Origin of the sequence: Brevundimonas aurantiaca, from assembly GCF_014199955.1 — a bacterium.
Taxonomy (GTDB): Bacteria; Pseudomonadota; Alphaproteobacteria; order Caulobacterales; family Caulobacteraceae; genus Brevundimonas; species Brevundimonas aurantiaca.
Window position 1 is genome coordinate 306,140 of the sequence record NZ_JACHOQ010000001.1, and the last position, 22,313, is coordinate 328,452.

Annotated in this window: 19 protein-coding genes; 12 read left to right on the forward strand and 7 right to left on the reverse strand. The window is 67.2% G+C overall.

Features of this window, described 5'->3' with window-relative positions:
* Window positions 1-69: 69 nt before the first annotated feature.
* Window positions 70-753, forward strand: a complete 684-nt coding sequence (locus GGQ93_RS01500) for an Abi family protein (RefSeq protein WP_054766354.1) — start codon at window positions 70-72, stop codon at window positions 751-753.
* The gene (locus tag GGQ93_RS01505) at window positions 750-1,877 is read left to right on the forward strand and encodes a hypothetical protein (protein ID WP_054766355.1); all 1,128 of its coding nucleotides are present in this window, start codon (window positions 750-752) and stop codon (window positions 1,875-1,877) included. Before GGQ93_RS01500 ends, GGQ93_RS01505 begins: the two co-directional genes overlap by 4 nt.
* Window positions 1,878-1,913: 36 nt before the next feature.
* Here GGQ93_RS01505 and GGQ93_RS01510 read toward each other — a convergent pair whose 3' ends face one another.
* From GGQ93_RS01510 to GGQ93_RS01520, 3 genes are all read right to left on the reverse strand, one after another.
* Window positions 1,914-2,798: an ArdC family protein gene (locus GGQ93_RS01510; RefSeq protein ID WP_054766356.1), complete on the reverse strand. Its 885-nt coding sequence runs from the start codon at window positions 2,796-2,798 to the stop codon at window positions 1,914-1,916.
* Between the two features lie 72 nt (window positions 2,799-2,870).
* The gene (locus tag GGQ93_RS01515; protein ID WP_054766357.1) at window positions 2,871-3,164 is read right to left on the reverse strand and encodes a DUF736 domain-containing protein; all 294 of its coding nucleotides are present in this window, start codon (window positions 3,162-3,164) and stop codon (window positions 2,871-2,873) included.
* Window positions 3,165-3,511: 347 nt separating this feature from the next.
* On the reverse strand, window positions 3,512-4,090 hold the full coding sequence (locus GGQ93_RS01520; protein WP_054766358.1) for an SOS response-associated peptidase: 579 nt from the start codon (window positions 4,088-4,090) through the stop codon (window positions 3,512-3,514).
* Window positions 4,091-4,241: 151 nt separating this feature from the next.
* Between GGQ93_RS01520 and GGQ93_RS01525 the strand changes: the two genes are divergently transcribed.
* The 7 genes from GGQ93_RS01525 (at window position 4,242) to GGQ93_RS01555 (ending at window position 15,885) form a co-directional block, all read left to right on the forward strand.
* Window positions 4,242-5,000 (forward strand): ImuA family protein, encoded by a 759-nt coding sequence (locus tag GGQ93_RS01525; RefSeq protein ID WP_054766359.1) that lies wholly within the window; start codon window positions 4,242-4,244, stop codon window positions 4,998-5,000.
* Window positions 4,915-6,435: a Y-family DNA polymerase gene (locus tag GGQ93_RS01530; protein ID WP_183214898.1), complete on the forward strand. Its 1,521-nt coding sequence runs from the start codon at window positions 4,915-4,917 to the stop codon at window positions 6,433-6,435. Before GGQ93_RS01525 ends, GGQ93_RS01530 begins: the two co-directional genes overlap by 86 nt.
* Entirely contained in the window at window positions 6,432-9,689 is a 3,258-nt protein-coding gene (locus tag GGQ93_RS01535) for an error-prone DNA polymerase (RefSeq protein WP_183214899.1), read from the forward strand. Before GGQ93_RS01530 ends, GGQ93_RS01535 begins: the two co-directional genes overlap by 4 nt.
* 83 nt (window positions 9,690-9,772) lie before the next feature.
* Window positions 9,773-12,691, forward strand: a complete 2,919-nt coding sequence (locus tag GGQ93_RS01540; protein WP_054766362.1) for a hypothetical protein — start codon at window positions 9,773-9,775, stop codon at window positions 12,689-12,691.
* A 76-nt stretch (window positions 12,692-12,767) separates the two neighbouring features.
* Window positions 12,768-13,685: a HEPN domain-containing protein gene (locus tag GGQ93_RS01545; RefSeq protein WP_054766363.1), complete on the forward strand. Its 918-nt coding sequence runs from the start codon at window positions 12,768-12,770 to the stop codon at window positions 13,683-13,685.
* Window positions 13,686-13,702: 17 nt separating this feature from the next.
* Window positions 13,703-15,550 carry a DUF7380 domain-containing protein gene (locus tag GGQ93_RS01550; RefSeq protein WP_054766364.1) on the forward strand — a complete coding sequence of 616 codons (1,848 nt, stop codon included), beginning with the start codon at window positions 13,703-13,705 and terminating at the stop codon, window positions 15,548-15,550.
* Window positions 15,551-15,606: 56 nt separating this feature from the next.
* Window positions 15,607-15,885, forward strand: coding sequence for a hypothetical protein (locus GGQ93_RS01555; RefSeq protein ID WP_054766365.1), 279 nt, complete (start codon window positions 15,607-15,609; stop codon window positions 15,883-15,885).
* Window positions 15,886-15,923: 38 nt separating this feature from the next.
* Here GGQ93_RS01555 and GGQ93_RS01560 read toward each other — a convergent pair whose 3' ends face one another.
* Entirely contained in the window at window positions 15,924-16,619 is a 696-nt protein-coding gene (locus GGQ93_RS01560) for a hypothetical protein (RefSeq protein WP_156314210.1), read from the reverse strand.
* A gap of 119 nt (window positions 16,620-16,738) precedes the next feature.
* Between GGQ93_RS01560 and GGQ93_RS01565 the strand changes: the two genes are divergently transcribed.
* Together GGQ93_RS01565 and GGQ93_RS01570 are read left to right on the forward strand one after the other, a co-directional pair.
* Entirely contained in the window at window positions 16,739-17,053 is a 315-nt protein-coding gene (locus GGQ93_RS01565) for a hypothetical protein (RefSeq protein WP_054766367.1), read from the forward strand.
* 288 nt (window positions 17,054-17,341) lie between these two features.
* Complete coding sequence (locus tag GGQ93_RS01570; RefSeq protein ID WP_054766368.1) at window positions 17,342-18,142, forward strand: hypothetical protein; 801 nt, start codon at window positions 17,342-17,344, stop codon at window positions 18,140-18,142.
* Here GGQ93_RS01570 and GGQ93_RS01575 read toward each other — a convergent pair.
* Window positions 18,129-18,362 (reverse strand): hypothetical protein, encoded by a 234-nt coding sequence (locus tag GGQ93_RS01575; RefSeq protein ID WP_054766369.1) that lies wholly within the window; start codon window positions 18,360-18,362, stop codon window positions 18,129-18,131. The genes GGQ93_RS01570 and GGQ93_RS01575 overlap by 14 nt on opposite strands.
* Before the next feature lie 218 nt (window positions 18,363-18,580).
* Complete coding sequence (locus GGQ93_RS01580; RefSeq protein ID WP_054766370.1) at window positions 18,581-20,644, reverse strand: ParB/RepB/Spo0J family partition protein; 2,064 nt, start codon at window positions 20,642-20,644, stop codon at window positions 18,581-18,583.
* Between the two features lie 329 nt (window positions 20,645-20,973).
* Here GGQ93_RS01580 and GGQ93_RS01585 point away from each other — a divergent pair, with 329 nt between their 5' ends.
* Window positions 20,974-21,282 (forward strand): hypothetical protein, encoded by a 309-nt coding sequence (locus tag GGQ93_RS01585; protein WP_054766371.1) that lies wholly within the window; start codon window positions 20,974-20,976, stop codon window positions 21,280-21,282.
* A 43-nt stretch (window positions 21,283-21,325) separates the two neighbouring features.
* Here the strand turns inward: GGQ93_RS01585 and GGQ93_RS01590 are convergent, their stop codons facing one another.
* The gene (locus tag GGQ93_RS01590; protein WP_054766372.1) at window positions 21,326-22,225 is read right to left on the reverse strand and encodes an endonuclease/exonuclease/phosphatase family protein; all 900 of its coding nucleotides are present in this window, start codon (window positions 22,223-22,225) and stop codon (window positions 21,326-21,328) included.
* Between the last annotated feature and the right edge of the window lie 88 nt (window positions 22,226-22,313).

A 22,313-nucleotide genomic window follows, 5' to 3' on the forward strand; every position in this document is an offset into this window, starting at 1 on the left:
ATTGATTTACCCCGGGGGCATGCTTTGCAGCAGAGGCGATCCCGGGGTGTACGCAGGTAGAGATAATCCATGACCCACCCCGACGCAAGGCCGGCGGCCGACGCCGATGCGGTGGAAGCCGCGCTCTCTCTCGAACGCTTCGCCCGTTATGTCGCGTGGGCGGAAGGCGACCGCGAGCGCGCCGTGGCCCTCTATACGCTGAACACCCAGGTCTCCGAAGCCCTCTATGTGCCCCTCCAGGCCCTGGAGGTCGCGCTGCGCAATCGCATCCATACGGTGATGTCCGAGGCCCATGGCCCGGGATGGTTCCAGCCCGAGGCCGGTCACGTCACCGACCGTCAGGCCGAACAGGTGCGCACGGCGATCGCCGAGCTGACCGAGGCGGGCAAGCCGATCGAGGACGGCCGCGTGGTCGCCGCCCTGACCTTCAGCTTCTGGACCTCGATGTTCGGGCGGGAGCAGGACGATCTGTGGAAGCGCACCCTGCACAGGATCGCCACGCGGGAGGGCCGCTTCCTGGCCCGGAAGGACTTCACGGCGCGACTGACGCAGGTGCGGCTCCTGCGGAACCGGATCGCCCACCACGAACCCATTCTCTACTGGAACCTGCCCAAGCTGCATCAGGCCATGCTGGAGATGACCCGCTGGCTGTCGCCGGCGATGGACGACTGGCGCGGGACGGTCGATCGCTTCCCCGAGGTCCACCCGGCCGAACGTCTCGCCCTGCCCCGTCCCGGCAAGGACGAGGCATGAGCGAGCCTTCCAAGCCGACGAGACGGGTCGTCGACGTGAACGCGCTGAGGCGGCCGTCCATCGAGGCGCACGGCCTGGTTGACGCCGACCGGGCCTACTGGCTCTACTACGACGAAACGAACAACATCCGGCGACTGCATCTCCAGGCCGACGCCTTCAACGTCCCGGACCTGAACTGCTGGGTGCTCGGCGGTCTCGGCCGTCGGGATTCGACCCCGATCGATGTCGCGCCGCTGAGGGCGCGGGCCTTCATCCAGCCCAACGCCGAGGAGCTGCATTTCGCGCTCTTCGGCCGGGGCGAGTTTCCGAAGGTCCTCGGGTCGAGGAAGCTGGAGACGTTTCTCGACTGGGCGCTGGAGGAAAACCTCCTCGTCCACTACCTCGCGCTCGACCCCTTCTACTGGTCCGTCGTCGACGTCGTCGACTCGGTGCTGGCGGCCGGGGAGATGCCGGACGGCTTCGGGGAAACCCTTAAGTCGGACCTCTGCACCGTGCTTCGCGCCGACCGGGCCCGGACCGCGGCCCTGATGGCCCGATTCGACTATCCGGACCTGAAGCCGGAAAACCGACGCGCCTTCATGACCGAGCTGATCACCTTCGCGGAAGATCACGCCGGTCTGCTGGATCATTTCGGCTACCAGATGCTGCGGGGCCTGCTGCAGATGGGACGCCACCATCCCCTGCCCTTCATCGAGGGCGGGGAGGCGCGGGTTCTGATCGACGGCTTCCGGGACTTCTTCCTGGAGCGCATCTGCATTCTGAAGAATGCGCACCACGTCTTCGACGCCGAGGACGTCGTCTCCGGCGAGCTCGCCCGGATGACGTTGACCGACGGCGACGCCCCCTTTTGCAACTATCGCTTCGTCGAGAGGTCGCATGACGATCCCGGCGTCCAGGTCTCCGATGTAATGGTCGGCTTCCTCGCCAAATTCTTCAGCTGGATCTCCAGTGTGGACGAGGACGAGGTTCGGGATTTGAAGGCCGCCCTGAGCCCGGCCCAGGCGCGCAACCGGGAGCGCCTCATCGGTCTTCTCGAGGCCAGCTACGCCGAGAACGCGGCGTTCACGCACACAGTCGTCAGCCTCGCGGACCGACAGAAGGGCGCGATCTTCCTCGACTTCTGAAGAAACGGGCCGACGGCTCGTCGGCCCGTCCCGGCCTCAGGGCTGCAGACCGTGCAGATGGTCGACCGCCTTCTGCGCGTGCGAGGCCGCCGAGACGATGAAGCGCTTGTCGTCCTTCAGGACCTCGAGCCAGTTGGCGATATAGGCCGCGTGGTCCTCGCGCGGTTCGAGGGCGAGCCCGAGGTCCGCGCAGAGGAAGGCGGCGCCGAGCTCGGCGACCAGCTCTTCGCGGGCATAGCCGGCGTCGCCGAAGCGCTGACGGCCCAGGTCCCGATCGAGACGGGTGGGATGGCGCGTCCAGTGGGTCATCTCGTGGCCGAGGGTGCTGTAGTAGTCGTCCGCCGTCTCGAAACATTCGAACGGCGGCATCTGCACATGGTCCGGACCCGGGGCGTAGTAGGCGCTGCCGCCGCCGTGCCGGACCTCGGCGCCGCAGTGTCTGAAGAAGGCGTCGATGCGGGCGATCCGCTCGTCCGGATTGATCTCGATCGTCTCCGGTTCGCCGTAGCGCTCCGGCAGGCCTTCGATCTGATCGACGTTGAAGACGGTGTAGGCCCTCAGAAACGGGATGCGTTGCTGGACCTCCGCTCCCGTGTCGTCGGTGTCCTCACGGACGATCTGGTTGGTGTAGACGACCGTCGCGCCGCGTTCGCCCTTGCGAACGTGGGCGCCGAGGGCCAGCGCCTGACGGAAGGTCATCCAGGTGGAGCGGCTGAAACCCCGGCTGGCCGCTTCGCCCCAGAGCAGGACGACATTGATGCCGTTGTAGGGCGTCCCATCATGGCGGAGCGGGCGGCTGACGGAGATCGAGGCCTTCCAGGGCTGGGTCCAGGGGCGGACCCCGGCTTCGAGCTGAGCGATGATCTGTTGGGTGATCCGGGTATGGATTTCCGGGCGTGCGGGATTGGCGGGGCGCGTCATGGCGGCCTCCTCGAAACGGAGTGTGGGAAGAAGGAGCGACGGCGCGGTCTCCGCGCCGCCGCGGCTCTTGGGTCAGCGGGACCAGATCAGGCTGTGTCCGCCCTCGACCTCCACCAGGGAGGCGTAGATCGGTCCCGGGAAGCTGGGATCGTCGAGCTTGACCGAGAGGTAGTCGCGGTCTTGCTGGCTCTTGCGCTTCCAGGCGGCGCCGAACTCGGTCTGGCCGGCGAAGATCCGGAAGTCGGGGGCCTTGTCGTCGGTCTTCTCGTTGGGCCGAAGAACCGCCGTCTTGACGTTCAGGGTGAGGGTCTTGATCGAACCGGTGTAGCCGTCGCCTTGGGCGGTGAAGGTGCCGATGGTGGCCATGTCAGTCTCTCCTTTGCTTCGGGCCACGCCTGCCGCGGCCTCGATGGCGATCGGGAGACCGGGGCCCGGGCGGCGCGCAGGGAGAGCGGAGCGAGCCCCCGCAGCGAAGCGGAGGACCGCGACAAGAGACTTTCTTGTTTCGCGAGGAAGGCCGTCAGGCCGGGGATGAAAGTCGCGCAAGCGGTTGCGCCAGCCGACCGGGTTTCGGTCAGATCCGCCTCATCGAGAGGCCGCGCCGGCTGGCGCGAAAAGGATGTGAGACCCCGGCCGCCCCGAACACCCCGTCATCGCCATTGCCCCCCGGCATGGTCGGTCAGGCCCCGACCCGCCCAGGCTCAACCCGGCGCTCAGGCTGCGGCGGGGAAGACCTTCTCGACGTCGAGGCTCCCGGCGGGCAGAGCCCGCAACAGTTCGGTCTGGGGCCGCTGGAGGTCGAGCCAGGCCGCCCCGTCCTCGGGCCGAAGCACCACGATCTGCCGGTCGTGATAGGGGGCAATATCCTCCCCCGGCTCGGTGGTCAGCATGGCGAAGGCGCCCTCCTTGATCAGGCCCGCCACCCAGAAGAGCCGCTGGCCTGACAGGGTGAAGCGCCATTTGGTCTTTCGCTTCTGCCCGGGTTCAGGGTCGGTGAACTCGAAGAAGCCGTCCGCCGGGATCAGGCACCGGTGCGAGCCCTCGAAGGATCGCCCGTCGGAGCGGAAGTTGAAGACCGGGCGTCCGCCCGGCCCCTTCCAGGCCCAGGGGGTCATGACGGCCTCGGGCCCCTCCGCCCCCATCTGGATGATCGGGGCCCGATCCCCGATGCGGATCGAGGCCATCGGGCCGAAGTTCGGCATGCCGCCGGGAAAGACGAGCCGGTTTCCCGTCAGATTGAACGCCGCAATCACATCGTCGAACGGCAGGATGAGTTGGTATTCGTTGCACATGACCTGAGCTCCCGTGACGTCGAGCCGAGGATTTCACGGCTCCGGGGTCGCCGCAAATCCCGGGGGAAAAGGCGCCGGCCGGATTGACTCCGACCTCACCTTCGAACCAGAACATTTCAGGAACATTATAGAGGCGAGGAGGAGTTCGTCCATGCCGGCCGCCCGCTCGGCCCACTTCGAGGACTTGCGCGCCAAGGTTCGCGCGCTGGAGCAGGCTGACCGTCGAGCGGTCGGCGTGCTGCCGTTCGAGGTGGCGAGACTGGACGCCGCCCTGCCGGGCGGAGGCCTCGCGCTCGGGGCGCTCCATGAGGTGGCCGGGGGCGGCGACGACGCCGTCGGCGGCGCGGCGGCCGCTCTTTTCGCGGCGGGCATTGTCGCCCGTCTGCCCGGACCGGTTCTGTGGTGCATCACCCGCCCCGACCTGTTCGCCCCCGCGCTCAGCCATGCGGGGCTGGGACCGGACCGGGTCATCTACGTCGAGGCGGGCGACGAGAAGGCGCTGATGGCGTGTTTCGAGGAAGGCCTGCGCCATGGCGGGCTGGCGGGCGTCGTCTGCGAGACGTCCCGCCTGACCATGACCGCCTCGCGCCGACTGCAGCTGGCCGCCGAGGCGTCGGGCGTTATCGGCCTTGCGGTCCGGCGATGGCGCCGGGCGGCGGAGGCCGCCGACTTCGGCCAGCCGACCGCCGCCGCCACGCGCTGGCGCGTCAGCGCCGAGCCATCAGCGCCCTTGCCGGTCCCCGGGATCGGTCGGGCGCGATGGCGGATCGAACTTATGCGTTGCCGCGGCGCCGACGCGGCGGACTTCATTCTGGACGCTTGTGATGAGACGGGTCGTCTCGCTCTTCCTGCCGAACTGGCCCGTCGATCGGTTGCGCCGCCGGTTGGGCGCCGACGCGCCGCCGCCTGAGCATCCTCTCGTCCTTACGGGCCGGATCGGTCGCAAGCGGGTCGTGACGGCCTGCAACGCCGCCGCCGCCGGCTCCGGCGCACGCGTGGGCATGGCCGCAACCCAGGCTCAGGCCCTGATCCCGGGTCTGGACGTGAGAGACGCCGATCCGCATGGCGACGCCGAGGCTCTGGATCGCCTCGCCCTGTGGGCGATGCACCGCTACGCCCCTGTGTGCCAGGCCGATCCGCCGGATGGACTGGCGATCGACGTCACCGGCGCCGCCCATCTTCAGGGAGGCGAGCCGGCGCTCCTGCGCGATCTGGCGGCGCGCCTCCAGGGCGTCGGCGTGACCAGCCGGGGCGTCGTCGGCCCAACGCTCGGCGCCGCCCATGCGGTCGCCCGTTTCCGCGCCGACCAGAGCCTCATCGCAGATGACGGCGTCGATGCGGCTCTCTCCCCCTTGCCGCTCGAGGCCTTGCGCCTGCCGGCCGACCTTCCCGTCGGGCTGAGGCGGATGGGGTTCGAACGGATCGGCGACGTCGCCCACCGGCCCCGCGCGCCCCTCCAGCTCCGTTTCGGAGCGGAGCTTGGCCGGCGTCTCGACCAGGCCTATGGCCGGTCGGGGGAGCCTCTGATCCCGGTCGAGGCGCCTGAGACGCCCCGCGTCGAACGGGTCTTCGCCGAGCCGATCGGGGCCCCAGAAACCCTGGCCCGGTACGCCGGCGCCCTGGCCGAAGCCCTGTGCGGGCAGTTGGAAACGCGCGGCCTGGGGGCGCGGCGGCTCGACTGGCTCTGCTACCGCGTGGACAACCGGATCGAGGCAGTCCGCGTGGGTCTGGCCCAGCCGGTGCGCGACGTGCGCCGGCTGACCCGGCTGCTGACCGACAAGATCGAAACGATCGCGCCCGGCTTCGGCATCGACCGCATGACGCTGGCCGCGAGTGCGGCCGAGCCGCTGAACTGGCGGCCCGCCGCCGCGCGTCTCGGCGCGGAGGTCGCGCCGGACGTGTCCATGCTCGTCGATACCTTGGCGAACCGGATCGGCGCTGACCGGCTCTACCGGCTGTCTCCGGTGGAAAGCGACGTCCCGGAGCGCTCCACCCGAAAGGTCGCGCCTCTGTCAGCCCCTACGGGAGTGTCATGGACGCCGGACTGGCCCCGCCCGACACGGTTGTTCCGCAAGCCGGAGCCGATCGAGACGATCGCGCTCCTGCCCGACAACCCGCCGACCCATTTCACCTGGCGCGGAGTCCGCCGTCGGATTCGCCGGGCCGACGGCCCGGAACGGATCTTCGGCGAGTGGGGGCGACGCGATGCGGAGATGCGGGCGGTCCGCGACTACTTCCAGGTCGAGGACGACGCCGGCGAGCGCTTCTGGCTGTTCCGGGCCGGCGACGGCGAGGATGCGACGACCGGCTCCCAGGCCTGGTTCATCCACGGCCGGTTCGGATGAGCGAGACCGCAACGCGGCGCTATGCCGAACTCCAGTGCGCCTCCCACTTCTCGTTCCTGCGCGGCGCCAGCGGCTGCGACGAGCTGTTCGCCCAGGCCGCCGTCTGCGGCCTGGAGGCGCTCGCCATCACCGACCGGAACAGCGTCGCCGGCATCGTGCGAGCGCATGAGGCCGCCAAGGCGACCGGGGTTCGACTGGTGATCGGCTGTCGTCTCGAACTCGTCGATGAGACCGCTATACTGGTCTATCCGACCGATCGGGCGGCCTACAGTCGCCTGTGTCGACTGCTGACCCTCGGGAAGGGGCGCGCAGGCAAGGGTGCGTGTCGCCTCGACTGGTCCGATCTGGCGGACCATGCCGGGGGCCTGATCGCCGTGCTCGTCACCGATCGCGCCGATGCGTCGTACCGCCGACGCCTCTCGGCCCTGGCCGACATCTTCGGCGCTGACGCCTATTGCGCCCTGACCCTGCGCCGCCGCCCCCGGGACCAGATGCGGCTGCATCAGCTTTCGGAGCTGGCCCAGGATCTTGGGGTGAACACTGTCGTGACCAACGACGTCCTCTTCCACCACCCGGACCGCCGCATCCTTCAGGACGTGCTGACCTGCATTCGCGAGGGCTGCACGATCGACGATGTCGGCTTCAAGCGGGAACGCTCGGCCGATCGTCACCTGAAGCGCGCCGAGGAGATGCACCGGCTGTTCGCCCGCTATCCGGACGCTCTGCGCCGGTCGGTCGAGATCGCCGACCGGTGCCGGTTCAACCTCGACGAGCTGTCGTATCAGTATCCCAGGGAGGCCGCCCTGCCCGGCCTGACGCCGCAACAGGCGCTGGAGCGATTGACCTGGGAGGGCGCGGCCGGCCGCTATCCGGACGGCTTGCCGGACAAGGTGCGCGCCAGCCTGAAGCATGAGCTGACGCTCATCGAGGCCCTGGGCTATGCCCCCTATTTCCTGACGGTGAACTCCATCGTCCGCTTCGCCCGAAGCCGGGACATCCTCTGCCAGGGCCGCGGATCGGCCGCCAATTCGGCGGTCTGTTTCGTGTTGGGCATCACCTCGATCGACCCGGGCCGCAACCACCTGCTGTTCGAACGCTTCGTCAGCCAGGAGCGGAAGGAGCCGCCGGACATAGACGTCGATTTCGAGCACGAACGGCGCGAGGAGGTGATCCAGTGGGTCTATGAGACCTACGGCCGCGATCGCGCGGCGCTGTGCGCCACCGTGATCCGCTACCGGTCACGCGGCGCCCTGCGCGCCGTGGGAAAGGCGCTCGGCCTGTCCGAGGATCTGATCAAAACGCTGTCGTCCCAGGTCTGGAGCTATTCCAGCGAGGGCGTCGAGGATCGACACGCCGAGGAACTGAACCTCAACCTCCAGGATCGGCGCCTTCGGCTGGCGCTCGACCTGTCCCGCCAGCTGATCGGCTTTCCCCGGCATTTGAGCCAGCACCCGGGCGGCTTCGTCCTGACGGACGACCGACTGGACGATCTCGTCCCCATCGAGCCTGCGGCGATGAAGGACCGCCAGGTGATCGAATGGGACAAGGACGACATCGACGCCCTGAAGTTCATGAAGGTCGATGTGCTTGCGCTCGGCATGCTGAGCTGCATGCGACGGGGCCTGGACCTGCTGCGGGACCACAAGGGCGTCGAGCTCGATCTGGCCTCGATCCCGGCCGAGGATCCGAAGACCTATGCGATGATCCGCAAGGCGGACACGCTGGGGGTCTTCCAGATCGAGAGCCGGGCCCAGATGGCCATGCTCCCCCGGATCAAGCCGCGCACCTTCTACGACTTGGTCATCGAGGTGGCGATCGTCCGCCCTGGCCCGATTCAGGGCGACATGGTCCACCCCTATCTGCGACGACGCGAGGGCAAGGAGCCGGTCGACTATCCCAAGCCGGAGCTGGAGCGGGTGCTGGGCAAGACGCTCGGCGTCCCCCTCTTCCAGGAACAGGCGATGCGGGTCGCCATCGAATGCGCCGGGTTCACGGCGTCCGAGGCGGACCAGCTGCGCCGGGCCATGGCGACGTTCAAATTCACCGGCGGCGTCAGCCACTTCAAGGACAAGCTGGTCAACGGCATGGTCGAGCGCGGCTATACGGCCGAGTTCGCCGAGAAGACCTTCAGCCAGCTGGAGGGCTTCGGCTCCTATGGTTTCCCCGAGAGCCATGCGGCGTCCTTCGCCCTGATCGCCTACGCCTCCTCCTGGCTCAAATGCCATCACCCCGACGTCTTCTGCGCCGCCCTGCTGAACGCCCAACCCATGGGGTTCAATGCCCCGGCCCAGATCGTTCGCGACGCCCGTGAGCACGGCGTCGAAATCCGCCCGGTCTGCGTCAACGCCAGCCGCTGGGACTGCACGCTTGAGCCCACCGACCGTGAGGACCGCTTCGCCGTTCGTCTCGGCCTGCGCATGGTGCGCGGCCTGGCGAATGCGGACGCGGGGCGCCTCGTCGTTCATCGGCGCGCGGCGGCCTTCACCAGTGTCGAGGATGTCTGGCGACGCTCCTCGACGCCGGTCGGCGCCCTCACCCGCCTCGCCGAGGCGGACGCTTTCCTGCCGTCCATGGGCCTGCAAAGGCGCGAGGCACTATGGGCGATCAAGGCCCTGCGTGATGATCCCCTACCCCTGTTCGCCGTCGTCCAGGACGATGGCGCGACAACACCGGAGGTCGCTGAGCCGGACGCGACCCTGCCCGGAATGCCGGCGGGCCAGGAGGTGGTCGAGGACTACAGCCATGTCGGCCTGACCTTGCGCGAGCATCCGGTCGCCTTCCTGCGCGACACCCTCCAGTCGCGCCATGTCATGACCTGCGCGGACGCCTCAGCGATGCGGGACCGCCGCCAGACCCGGGTCGCAGGTCTGGTGCTCGTCCGTCAGAAGCCCGGCTCAGCCAAGGGCGTGATGTTCATCACGATCGAGGACGAGACCGGCGTCGCCAATCTGGTCATCTGGCCCAGCCTCTACGAACAGCAGCGCCGCATCGTGCTCGGCGCCAGCCTTCTCGTCGTAGACGGGACGGTCCAGCGCGAGGGCGAGGTCGTCCACATCGTGGCGACACGCATGCACGACGCATCCGACCTATTGGCGTCACTGGGCCAGCGGGATCACTTCCCCCTGCCGCACGGCCGGGGCGACGAGGTTTATCGCGGCAGCGCGCCCGACGCCCGCACGCCCAAGGTGCGGGACATCTACATCCCCGATCTGTCGCTTGAGGCGATCAGGGTGCGAACGCGGGACTTCCGTTAGCCTTCCACAGCGACCAAATCAGCATCACAACTACAGCTAGGACCCGGAAACGGGCGCAAAAACCTAGACGGGACAAATACGCCTTGGCCGACGGCCCCTCGCCAGCACAGCTTTCTCGCGTTCTCCGCTATCACCTGAACGAGCTGGGCGCGCTCAATGCGCACCATGACTTCGAGCATCTGACGCGACACGTCGCGCGAGCTCGGCTCTATTCGAACATCCTGCCCGCGACCGGCCCCGTCAGTGCGGGCGGTGATGGAGGCCGGGATTTCGAGTCGTTCAGGACGAACCTGCCGCTTCCCTTGACCGCGAACTCGCCGTTCGTCGCACAGGCCTCCGGAGCCCGCGAGGTCGTGTTCGCCTGCAGTCTCGAGAAGCGGATCGAACCGAAGATCAAGAAGGATGTGAAGTCCATCGTCGCGGGCGGGGCCGTCGATGAGATCGTCTACTTCTGCGAGGCGGATTTCCCGATCGGTCGGCGCCGCAGATTGCAGAAGTGGGCGAGAGACGAGCACAACATCGAGCTCAGGATTTTCGATGGCCAGGCGATCGCCGAATGGCTGGCAGATCGCGATCTGTTCTGGATCGCCCAGCAGTACCTTTCGCTGCCGGCCGAGATCGGCCCCGCAGGTCCTGCGAGTGGCGACGGGTACGATGATCGTCTTGCCCGTTGGCGAGACCGCGAACCGCTGGTGATAAGCCAGGCCGACTTCACGGACATAAAGCGCGGTGTGCGGCGAGCGACCTTCGACATCGAAGCACGTCACGATCTCCGCTTCTGGATTTCGAAGATGGAGGTCTTCGCGGCGCACGAGGCGGCACCGCGTGGTCTCGCCCGGAACGCGGCCTATGAGATCGCGGTCGCGTCCCTTCGAGGGTTCGGGGATCTGAACCCCCAGGCGCACAGGCTCCGCGACTACTACTCCGACGTCGGGGAATGGACCGGGCAGGCTGACCTGCAGAACGCAGCCACCTTGCTCGTCTATGCGCACGGCGGCTTGCTCCACTCGACCTATCACGGCTCATTGGACGAGCTCGTTGAGTGGCGAAACACCCTTCTCGACGTGATCGATCGCGAGATCGAGACCGCGCCCGGCCCGGTGCGTCGCACCGGGCTGCTTCGCGTTCGCGGGCACATCAGCGGACTCCCGAGCGCTCCGGACGCGCCAAGCGATCCAAACGCATCTCGTTTGGACTGGGGACGGATGCTCGATGAAGCCAAATCTACGCCACTCTTCCCGATCGAAGACTTCTCGGATTTCCTGACCAAGGTGATCGCGATCGCGGGCGAGGATGCGGAGCTGCTCGCCTTGGCGGAACGCGCCGACGAACTGATCGCTGAACGGGCTGGCGGCGCGGTGGCAGGTGAAAAGGCCCTCAAAAGGGCGCTCGCGCTTCTGGACAATGATCATCCACTGACGGCGATCCGCGAGCTCCACAAGGCCAAGGCGAAGTGGTTTTCTGGGGACCGCATCGAGGGCGCCGTCCGCGTCATGCTCCTGCTCGCAGGCTGCTACCGGGATTTGGGGCTGACCTATGCAGCCAAGAACTACGCGCTCGCGGCGGCCTTCATTGCCGAGTACCACCCCGAGGACGCGCTCGGCCCGCTTCTGCCCACCGCGCGCTTGTCCGTGGCGGACTTCGAGGACAACGCAGGCTGCGCGGTTGGTTTCATTCAAGCGATGGCGGCGATGCTGCGCGCTCATGTCCAGCATCAAGCGGACCCTCTCGACCTTGAGAAGCACTCGGACCTCAACGTCAACATCGGGCAACTGACGACGTGGCGAGGGGCTCTTCTCAGGCTCGCCCCCGAGGCGCTGCCTACCTTTGACAGACTGTACGCCGACTGGCCGCCTGTGCTCTGGGATCCAATCCGGTCCGCCTCGGAGTCGGCGGACGGCTTCTGGATTCAGGATAACCCGGATGAACTGTGGGAGCGTCTCCAGGAGGCTTTCCTTGATCGTCCGTTCAGTGATTTTGGCCCCAAGCGAACCGTTCGCTGGCGCGCGATGGATATCGATTGGACGTGCGTGTTCGAGAACCGCTACGCCGTCGTGCCCGAGGCCGAACAGGTTATAGCCAGCCTCCAGCTTTTCGCCGTCATCCTGCTCCGGGTCGATCTGGTGACCCTTCCGGGTGAAGTGCATATCGATGTCCGGGTGGATCCGACACACGCGGAGCCTGCGTTCGAGGAAGTCGAACCCAGCACGCCGACCACAATACGCACCTTCAGTCTCACCCTTCCGTCTGGAGGCCCGCCAGACCCATGGCCGATGATTCAAGGGGTCCTCGCTCCGATCCTCGGAGCCCTGTCGCTGTTGCCGCCGAAGGAAGCGGCCGAAGCACTGAGCGACCAGGTGGAAGCGCTCGCCGGCGAGCTCTTCACCGCTCGCCCTTACCCGGAACTCTACCGAGACCTGATCTCTGAGGAGGCGTTCGGCGAGGCGATCCGCCAGGCGTTGCCGACCATCGAGCCCGAACGCGTCTTTGAGCTTAGAAAGATCGAGGCGCTGTCGGGGCCGACGGGGCCCGGGCCAGGATATGATGCGGATGAAGCCGCACTGTCGATTGAGCAGCGATACAATCGCTCGTTCGCCTATCTCCGCCACACCCTCCCAGTAATTCTAGCGGATCCGGATGTGCGCGCCCGCCTCGCGGCGATGCGCGACGAGGGACTCAAGGACTGGGAAATCCTGAGCATCCTGGCGAATATCGCCTTGAACGCCCGCTTTTCGTTCGATGTGGCGGGAAGACCGTCGCGCGAGGTGATGGAGAAGGCGAAAGCCGAATTGAACAGGCCTGAAGAACCGGATGAAGCGCTGTCCGCCGAGGCCTTTTCGGACGAGGCCATCAGAGTGAACAGGCTGATGTTCATCGGCGCCCACGTCGGTTCGTGGGGCTTGCAGGGCGGACGAATGAGAGATCCGGACGCGCTGGAAGCGCTGTTGATCCGGCGTTATGGCCTGCGGCGAGACGACGTCGATCACGAGCCCCTGTTCTGATGCCCGATCGCCGCTGCGACAGGGATGCGATGTTTTCGACCTTGCTTCGAGGCCGGGCATTTCCGAGACTCACCCCATGAAACGCCCTCTCCGCAAACTGTCGCCGACCAAGCAGCGTGAGCTGGAACGGTACGTCGACATCATCGAGGAGGGGTTCGCCAAGGCAATCTCGACGCGACGGGCCGACCGACTAAAGAACGGTCGCATCCTGAAGATCATCCTCTACGGGAGCTACGCACGAGGCGACTGGGTCCACGATCCTATCAGCCGTTACTTCTCGGATTTCGATCTGCTGGTCATCGTCGATCACGAGGACCTCACGGACATCGAGTTCTGGGAGAAGGTCAACGAGGAGCTGATGGAGCAGTGGACGCTCGGCGCCATGCGCACCTCCACCGAGCTCATCGTTCACAGCCTCGACGACGTGAACTTCAAGCTGGAGCACGGCCGTCCGTTCTTCATCGACATCGTCCGCGAGGGCATCGTCCTGAAGGATACGCCCGGCGTGAAGCTGTCGGACCCGCAGCCTCTTCCGCCAGCGACCGCACTGGAAGAGACGATGGAGTACGTCGAGGAGTGGAAAGCAGCTTCGAACGGCTTCACGAAAATCGCGCGGTTCTGCATCGACGATCACGAGCTAAAGCTCGCAGCGTTCAATCTGCATCAAGCGACCGAGTCCCTCTATCAGGGCTTGCTGCTCGTCCTGACGCTCTATGCGCCTCGCAGCCACAACCTCGTCCATCTCCGGAAGATCACGGAGCCGCTGGAACCGCGCCTTCGCGAAGTGTGGCCGCAGGAGACCAAGTTCCAGAAGCGCTGCTTCGAACTGTTGCGCGCGGCCTACGTGAAGGCTCGCTACTCGCGCCACTACCGCATCACGGAGGAGGAGCTCGCGTATCTCGGAGAGCGCATCGAGTTGCTCCGCCAGATTGTGGCCGAAGCCTCCGATCGCCGGCTCGCTGAGCTGCGGGCTGAGGGTTCGACCGAGACCTAGAGCCGCCGTCCACGACGATGTCCACGACCTCTTCCGAAGGCTTGACCTGGCCGCCGCCGACCACGGCGATCATCGGCTTCGATGTCGAAGCGATAAACGCCGAAACGGCGGACCATTCGCACGTCGATGCGGGCGTGTTCGAGCAACGCTTCATGGTGCTCGCGCGAGCGAGCGAGGGACAACTGGCCTCCGGGTGGTACTGGCTGTCCGGCGCCGTCGGACTCCTGCTCCGCCCCGCTGACCAAGGGTCGCCGTGGGGCCCGCGATATGTGGGCGAGGGCTGGCGGATGCCCGCGATCGAGGATTTCCTCCCTCAGGCCGGGGTTTTCGAAACCCTGGCGGCTCAACTCGATCACCCCGGGCTGAAGGCGCGACTGGCCGACATAGCCTGGACCAATGAACGCCATCGCGGTGCAGCGGGACGCTGTGCGATCGACGGCTATGTGGATAGCCTGGATCGGTTGCTCGATGGGCGCTCCAGACCGCGATACGGCGAAGCCGAGGGCGCGTCGTTTGAAGCGCTAGGGTTCGCCCAACGCGCCCTGCAGCTGGCGCTCAGGCTGACCGGCAAGAAGAAAACCGACCCGGCCGCGCGTGACGCCTTTTTGCGCCTCTATGGTAGAGCGGTGACCGACCGCGCGGTCACGGTCTTCGGTTCGGCGGCGGCACTTGCGCGCTACTACGATCTGGTCCCGGCCCTCGACGTCGCCGCCGACCTCGAGGCCGTCGCTCGCGACGCGCCGGATCGGTTCGATCCCTTGGCGTCCGCGCAGTTGCTGGGACACGCCGCGCACCTTCATTTGCAAGCCCGCGACGAGGACGCCAGCAGGCGGTGTCAGGTCGAGAGGGTCAGCACAATCCTGAAGATGGTGGACCAGGTCAGCACCTCCGGCGCCAAGGCGCATTGGGTGCAGTCCGCCCTGCACGCCCTGCGCGGCATAAGGGGACAGGATGAGTGGCGCCGTTCGCTCCGGCGGGACTTGCGTGATCTTCAGGAAGACGCCCTGTCCGAGTTCGTCATGATGACCGTTCCGCTCGACCTCGGCGAAGAGCGACGGGAGGCGTTCGAGACCTTCGCGCAGCTGGATCTCCCGGCGGCGTTGAAGGCCTTGGCCTGCATCGGACGGTCCCAGCCCGTCGAAACGCTTCGCGAGGACGCACTGGCCTCGCTCGATCAGTTCCCGCTCGGCGCCATGATGGGAACCCGGCACTCCGACGAAGACGGACGAACCGCCGCGAACACGCCATCCGGAGATCGGGAAGATCCCGACGAGGATTGGCTGAAGCAGAGGATCAACGAATCCGAGCGATTTCGTCGGCAGATCGTTGTGCAGGGGAGTTTCGACCCGGCCCGGCTGACCCTCTCCCAACGGCACAACATTCATGAACGGCATCTTGGGGCGATCGTGTCCCGCTCCCCGTTCGTGCGCTGGGAGCAGCAAGGTCTCATGGCGCTGGGCTTTACCCGCCTTCTGCAGGGTGACGATCAGTCAGCGGTCCATCTGCTCGTTCCGCAACTGGAGCCGTGCCTGCGCCATGTGCTCCGGGTTGCGGACCATGACCCGGTCGTCGATTTCGACGACATGACGGAGGAGAATGTGTCTCTGTCGGCGATGTTGGGCAGACTGCGCCCTCAGCTGGAAGCCATCCTGCCGCCGGCCACCGTTCTGGAGCTTGAGCTCTTGTTCGATTTCCGGGCGGGGTCGGCCCTGCGCCATGCGGTGGCCCATGGACGGATCGGCACCGGGGGATGCCATACGACCGAGGCCGTTTACGCCTGCTGGCTGCTGTACCAGCTGACGTGCTGGCCGTTGCTGCGGACGTGGGATTCCATCACAGCACCGGCTATAAGAGAGCAATGTTAGCCGACAGGCCCGCCCAACAGCGGCCCGCCCCGGTAGTCTTCGCATGAGGCCGCGCCATGAGTGACAAACGGACTGATTTTCTCTGGATCGTCCAGATGATCATGATCAAGCATCAGGAGCGTGTGACGGGTTGGTCCGGCGTGGCGGGCGACGCGGTTGCAGCGAGCCACCGCATTCCCGCAGAGATGACGGCGAGGGACGCCGCCCTCGCCTTCTGCAGCGTCTTCGTCGAAGGCTTTAATGGCGAGACGCGCGCTGAGGTCCCAGCCTGGCTGAGCGCCCTCCGCGATCCGTCCCGCTCGGTTTATGAGGACCGAGGGCTCCGCTCGGTCTGACGCGCAAGTGCGAACGGGAGCGATCGAGGGTGACCCCGTCAGCCCAGCGCGCCGAGACTGACCACCACCCAGGCCGACCGATCCGCGCCGTGGCGGGCCGACAGTTCAACCCAGACCATCTCGCCGACGCCGACGCCTTGAAGAAGATCGACCGGGGCCACGGCCGTGTAGCTTTCGATAGGGTCGAGATCATTCTTCTCGATGGTGATCTGCCGGGCGGCGCCGCGCGCAGGCAGGTCCAGGAGCTTGCGTCCAAGGTCGCCGAGATCCGCGTAGAGCTCCTTGATCCGGGTCGTGTCGACCTTCAGATCGCGCACGACGCCGATGAAGCTCTCGTGCTCACCCGGCATCGGGTCCATCGCCTTGACCCCGACAAGCTGGTGCGCCGGAGCGACGATGTGGGCGGGTGGCTCCGGCGTCGGTGCGCCCGTGCCGATGGCCACAAAGCCTTTGAGGGCCTCAAGAGGCTGTCCCTTTCCGGTCGAAGGATCGAGGCCGGCTTTCAGCCAGCCGCCCGCGCCCGCCATTGAAGCGCCGACGATCGCGGCGCTGCAGTCGTGTCGCGGCCACGGCGGCTGATTGGTTTCGAAGAAGACGCCGCTGCCGCAACTGCATTGATAGACGTAGATCGCCGAGGTGCAGTCCGGACATCGCCACGGATAGATCCAGGACCGGCACTCCGATCGATGCAAAAAATGTCCCATACACGCCTCCCGACGCGCAGCTATCCGCATCTTCGGCGAGTCCACAAGCGGAGGTTGACGGCGCGATGCGCCACAGCCCCTCAAGGTAGTCGGCTTGCGGCGATCGTACCGAGCGGGCAACGTGGCGCTCCGCCTGACAAGGAGCGCTCATGCCGCCATCCATCCTGACCTTCATTGCCTTCTATCTGAACGGGGCGATGGACTCCGGTCGCTACGACGACATCATGATCGATGAGGTCAAGGAGGAGATCAGGAACGGAACCGTCTTCGACTACCTGCGTCGTCGCCTCGGACGGGACATCGACCTGAGCCTGCTGGATTCGGCCCAGGAGGCGGAACTTCTCGGGGAGTGGCAGGACCTGCTCGACGCCGTGAACGAGCGCCGCAAATTCTGCGTGGAGCGCCGGGGCCTCACCCTGCTCGTCGCCTATCTGCTGGAAGGCGTGCAACGCCGGATGCCCTAAGGCGACGCCGGGCAAGCCTCGCCCGGCGCAGCCTCCCCGAGGTGCATGACCAGGCTGCCCGGGGGAAAAGCGCCATCGACGAACGCAGGGCGATCAGGATGCCAGTCGGCCCGGTCGTGCCACTCCTTGCGCATCCTGCGACTCACGGCATCTTGTGAGTCGGGTTAGGCGCCTGTGACCTGTCGCCGGGTCAAACGTCTCGTGGCTTGCAATCCCTTCCTCGGCCCCACGTTTTCCTCGTGTGCCGCAGCGTAATCGGCGACCTGCGCACCCACAGAGGCAAACGCCATGGTCGAACTCGACATCACTCTGAACCCTGTCACCCTCGAGCGCCTCAAGGCCGGACTTCGACAGACCGCTCCCGAAATCAAATCCTCCCACCGCGTCGAAGCGCTGGCGCGTGGACTGGGCTTCCACTCCAACGCCGAATTGCGCGCTCGCATCGACGCGGGCGGTTCTCGACGGATCGATCCTGAGCCGTTCGGCCGCTACCTGACCGAACGTGACTTCGATGCGCCGGCATCGATGCTGCTGCGCGCCGCAGCACATGCGATCACGCTCACGGCGATGGACCGCGACGATCGTCTCCATAAATGGGGATGGGGTTTCGGGCGGCCCGAACGCCGAAGCGATGGTCGCTGGGAGACGCCCTACGAGCACTATGACCGGGTCCAGGCGTATCGGGAGGAGCTGAAGGAGATCGCAGTCGCCGACCATGTGCTGCGCGCACTCGCCATGCTGGCGTCGGTGCCCGCGACGAAGACCATCCGCCCCGACACCGACAGCTATCGCCTGAAGCACATCGCGGAGAACTTCGCCTGCACCTTCCCCGACGGCGCGCCCTTGGGCCCGGACTATGTCGCGAACGGCCCTCTGATCGTGGCGGCCGTCCATCTTGGTTTCCGATACCGGACGGCGTACGACCGGGACGGAAACGAGTGGCCGAACGTCACCTTCAACATGTCGCAGTCACACCTGCTTGAGCTGGACATCGCCTGTCGGCCCAACGGCGCACGGGCACAGGACCGGCGCCGCAAACAGGAGGCGCGGAAGTACAGTTCGTTGTGGCCGCGGATCAGAGCGGCCTAGCTCTCGCGACGGCGCCCTGACGCTGGTGGGACGGTTTCTCGCGAGGGTTCTCAGGATCGGGTTCAGGCGCGTCGTCCAGCGCCTTCCACATCGCCTTGACCGTGTCGGACTGGCCCGTGGTCGTATCCTCGCGGGCCTGTTCGACGGCGTCGCGCTCGTCGTCGCTCAGCGCACGCTTCAGCCGCCGTTCCTGATGCGCGATGAATTTGCTCGGCTTCATGCGCGGATCACACCTTGACCGGGGGCCGTGGGCGACCCGACCCGGAGCCGTTCGGTTCGGAAAAGGTCGCCCGGGTTCCGGTCCATCGGTCCGTCCCCCCGACCATTGGACTTACAGCGTTATGCCGAAGCGGAACACCACGCTTCGCCGCCTTGCCCGGAGACAAAAAGCCGCGCGCCCCAAAGGGCGCGCGGCGAGTTTTCGGCCCCTTACACCGTCTATTCGGCGGCGAACCGGTAGGCGTCGTCATCGGCTGCGGGCGGCTCGGTCGCCTCGCCTTCCGGCTCCGGGGCCTCCGGTTCCGCCGCATCGGAGACGGTGCGCAGTACGGACGGAAGCCAGCCCTTGCCCTCGACCAGCCGCTCGGCGGCATCGGCCATGTCGCCCTTCTTGAACCCGGCGATCCGCCCGGCTTCCTCGGGCGTGGTCGCCTCGGTCACCGCTTCCAGAACCCGCGCCTTGGACACGCGGGAGAAATAGCTGGCGGCGGTGGCGGTCCACGTTCCTGTCATATCCAGACCGGTGGCGGTCGCCAGCGTCTCGGCATGGGCGAGGGCGTCCGGCTTGCGGTCGTGGGGGTCGCGCACGGCATAGAGGCCGACGCCCGCGCAACAGGCCATCAGGTCCAGAAGGTCCGACGGCGGCACGGTCATGAGCACGGCCCAGAGGTCTCGCGCCTCTTCCGGCAGACGGGCGCCCCACGCCTCCAGCCGGTCGGCCACCCGCCGCCCGGCCGGGCTGTCGCTGACGCCGGGCGCCAGCCGCTCCAGACCGGTCACGCCCAGACGCAGTTGCAGGGGCGTCCACGTCCCCCACGCCGGGTAGAAGACCTGCAAGGCCAGCGCATGGACCACCACCGTCAGGGCGATGTTTTCATCGGCCTGAACCGCATCGCGCAGCCCCATGGTCCGATGGGCGGTGAGGTCGATCACCAGCCGTTCGGACAGGGGCGCCGGTCCCTCGTCGGCCTCGGCTTCCGGCGCGGGCGGGGCCGTTTCGCCGTCCTGCGTCTCCGCCTCGGACCAGCTTTCCGGGGCGTCCGGATCGGGCGCCCGGTCGCTGACCGCATCCTCGGCCCTGACCAGACCCCGCTCGAACCGGGCCAGTCCGTCGTGGCCCAGCAGGACCATGACCCCGGCCCGCGCCTTGACCTCGGCGGGATAGTCGAAGTCCGGGCCGAAGGCTTGCAGGGCCTTGTCGATCTCTTCCAGCCGGGCGTCGGCTTCGGGCGTCAGCCCTTCCGGCCCGGCCTCGGAGACGAGGGCGTCGTATTCCTCGGACAGGGCGGCGATCTGCGCCGCATCGTCCTCGGACCGGACGACCTCGACCGGATAGACCCGGCCCAGGGCGTTGACGGCGACATAGTCGGACGCGGCCTCGGCCCATTTCCAGTCCTCGCGCTGGCGCGCCTCGTCGGCCAGAGCGGTGAGCTTGTCGCCCACCATCCGGTCCAGCAGGGCCGGGTCTTCCAGCCAGCCGCCGCCGTCCTCGGTGAACAGGTCGCGCAGCACCGAACCGCCCTCGGCCTCATACGCCTCGACGCCGACGAAGACGGCGCGGCGGTCGTCCGCCCTGACCTTGGCCTCGGTCATGGCCCGGCGAATGGCGTGGACGGGACGGTACTCGCCCAACTGCTCGAACACCTGACGCTGCCGGTCCTGATCGCCGCTGACGCAGAAGGCCATCAACTGATCAAGCGCCAGCGCCCCCTCCCGATAGGCCGCCATCAGCTCCGGGGCCGCCGCCCCGAGCCGCAGACGTTGACGCACTACGGTCGCCGTGACGCCGAACCGGGCGCCGATCTCCTCGGCGCCATAGCCCTTCTCGTCCGCCAGCCGCTTGAACGCCTCGAACTGGTCGGCGGGGTGCATGGCCTCGCGGGTGGTGTTTTCGTCGAGACTGATTTCATGGGCGTCATTCTCGGTATCTACGACAACCTTGACCGGATGGGTCCGCTTGATCTGCTTGCGCTTGGCCAAGAGCCTCAGGCCCTGACGGCGCCCCTCCCCGATGGTTACGAGGTAATTGCCGGTGGCCGTCCCGTCCTCGCCGCGTTCGATCTCGACCACGGGCGGCTGCAACACCCCCTTGACCTTGATGGAGGCGGCGAACGCCTCGATGGTCGCCGCGCTGTGCGGCACCTTCCGGGCGTTCTTCGGGGACGCCTTCAACCGGTTCAGCGGAACCACGATCTCCGCACCGTGAACCGGCTCCTGATCCGCTCCGGTCGCGGCGGCGCCAGCCGCCGCAGGGATACGGGCTTGGGTGGATTGAGCAGTCATGTCTGCCTCCTTTGGGCAAGGGTTGCAGGCACGCGAAACGCGCGCCTGAAACCCTGCCCGTCGGCGAGACCGGGGTAGCAAGGGCCAGGGCGGATCGGCCGGAGGGGGATCGCCCGGCCTGCACAAGCCTCGTATCGATCGCGGGCATCGCCCCTGTCGCCGGCGCGGAAGGCCGGGGAGACCGGCCGATCCGGCGGCGGAGCCGCTTCACCCTGGCCCGCGCGAGGGCGGAGCCCTTAGATCTTCAGAGGCATGCGATCGCGGTTCGGCCAGCCGAATCAGCGAGGGTGATGTCCCTTCGCCGATTGCGGCCCACACGGAGTGCCCAGATGACCACCGCTGCATCCCCCGCCCGACCCGTCTGCTACGCCCGGATCATTCTGACGGCCGCAGGCGTTCAACTCCCCCGTCAGCACTTTTTGGTCGCCGGATCCACGCCGGCTCAGATCAACAGCGTCGCAATCGGCCTACGCGACGCGCACGATCAGGCTGACAACTATCTTAACAAAACTGTTCCGGCCGCCGAAGTGCCGGAGCACGTCCTGCTCCAGGATGGTCAGTCGCTGCCTCTCGACGTCGAGCTGAGTTGGTTCGACAACGATCTGGGCAAGGTGGATTGGTCGAAGTTGAAGATTTGAACTACAGTACGCGGCGGCGAGCGTTCAGGACGTGTTGCCAGTGTCAGCCCACGAGCCGCACCGAGATCGGACAGTGGTCCGACGGGTGCTCGGCCTCGGGCACGCCGCCGTAGACATATTCCTCGAATGACCCCGGCTCGATCCGGGCGGTCGCGGCAGCGCCCGTGGCGATGAAGTCGATGTATTCGCGGTAGCGCGCCTTACAGCCGGCCGGCCGGTCGCCCGAGGTCAGGGTCAGGGTCGAGCCCTCTGGGTCGCCGTCGTTCAGGTCGGCCAGGAAGGCGTCGTTACGGCTGGCAAGACGACGGTTCCAGTCGCCCAGCACGACGAAGGCGGCGCCTTCGCGGGCGCGCGCCTCGGTCCATCCCTCCAGCACAGGGAGCTGGTCGAAGAGCACGGGGCAGTCCGGGTCGGTCGGCTCGCGGCCGGAGTTGCAGCCGGACTTCAGATGCACCGCCAGGAGCCGAACCGGCCGCCCGCGCGACACCGTCACATCCACGCCCCAGCGAAGATCGGGGTTACCGAGGGCCAGGGCGCTAAGGTCGGGATTGCGGGTCCAGGGCACGCCCTTGCGGATGGCGAAGCCGACGGCCTGGTTCTGGATAGAGAGCCCCGGACGCCCACGGCACTCGCCGCCGCGGGTGCTGGGCGGACGGCCGGACATGACCACGTCGTAGAGCGCCGGATCGAACACCCGTTCGGCGGCGGCCCGGTTCTGCACTTCCTGAAAGGCGATCACGTCGGCGCCGAGGGCCGAGGCGTGCGCCCGCAGACGGGCGTAGTCCGCCCCGGTGCGCGGGCTGCAGCCCTCCCCGTCCCGTTCGGCCAGATGCTTCATGTTCCAGCTGGCGATCTTGAGGCCGCCGCCGTCGCGGGGCGGCGTCATGCCGACGCAGCCCGACAGGAGGGCGGCCGAGAGGGTGAGCGCGATCAGGGATTTCATGACAGGGGGCCTCGCGGGGAAGGGTGCGGCCCGGCCGACGGCGGGTCGGCGCGGGACCGCTGCCGGGCGCAAGGTCGGTCGCGGTCCG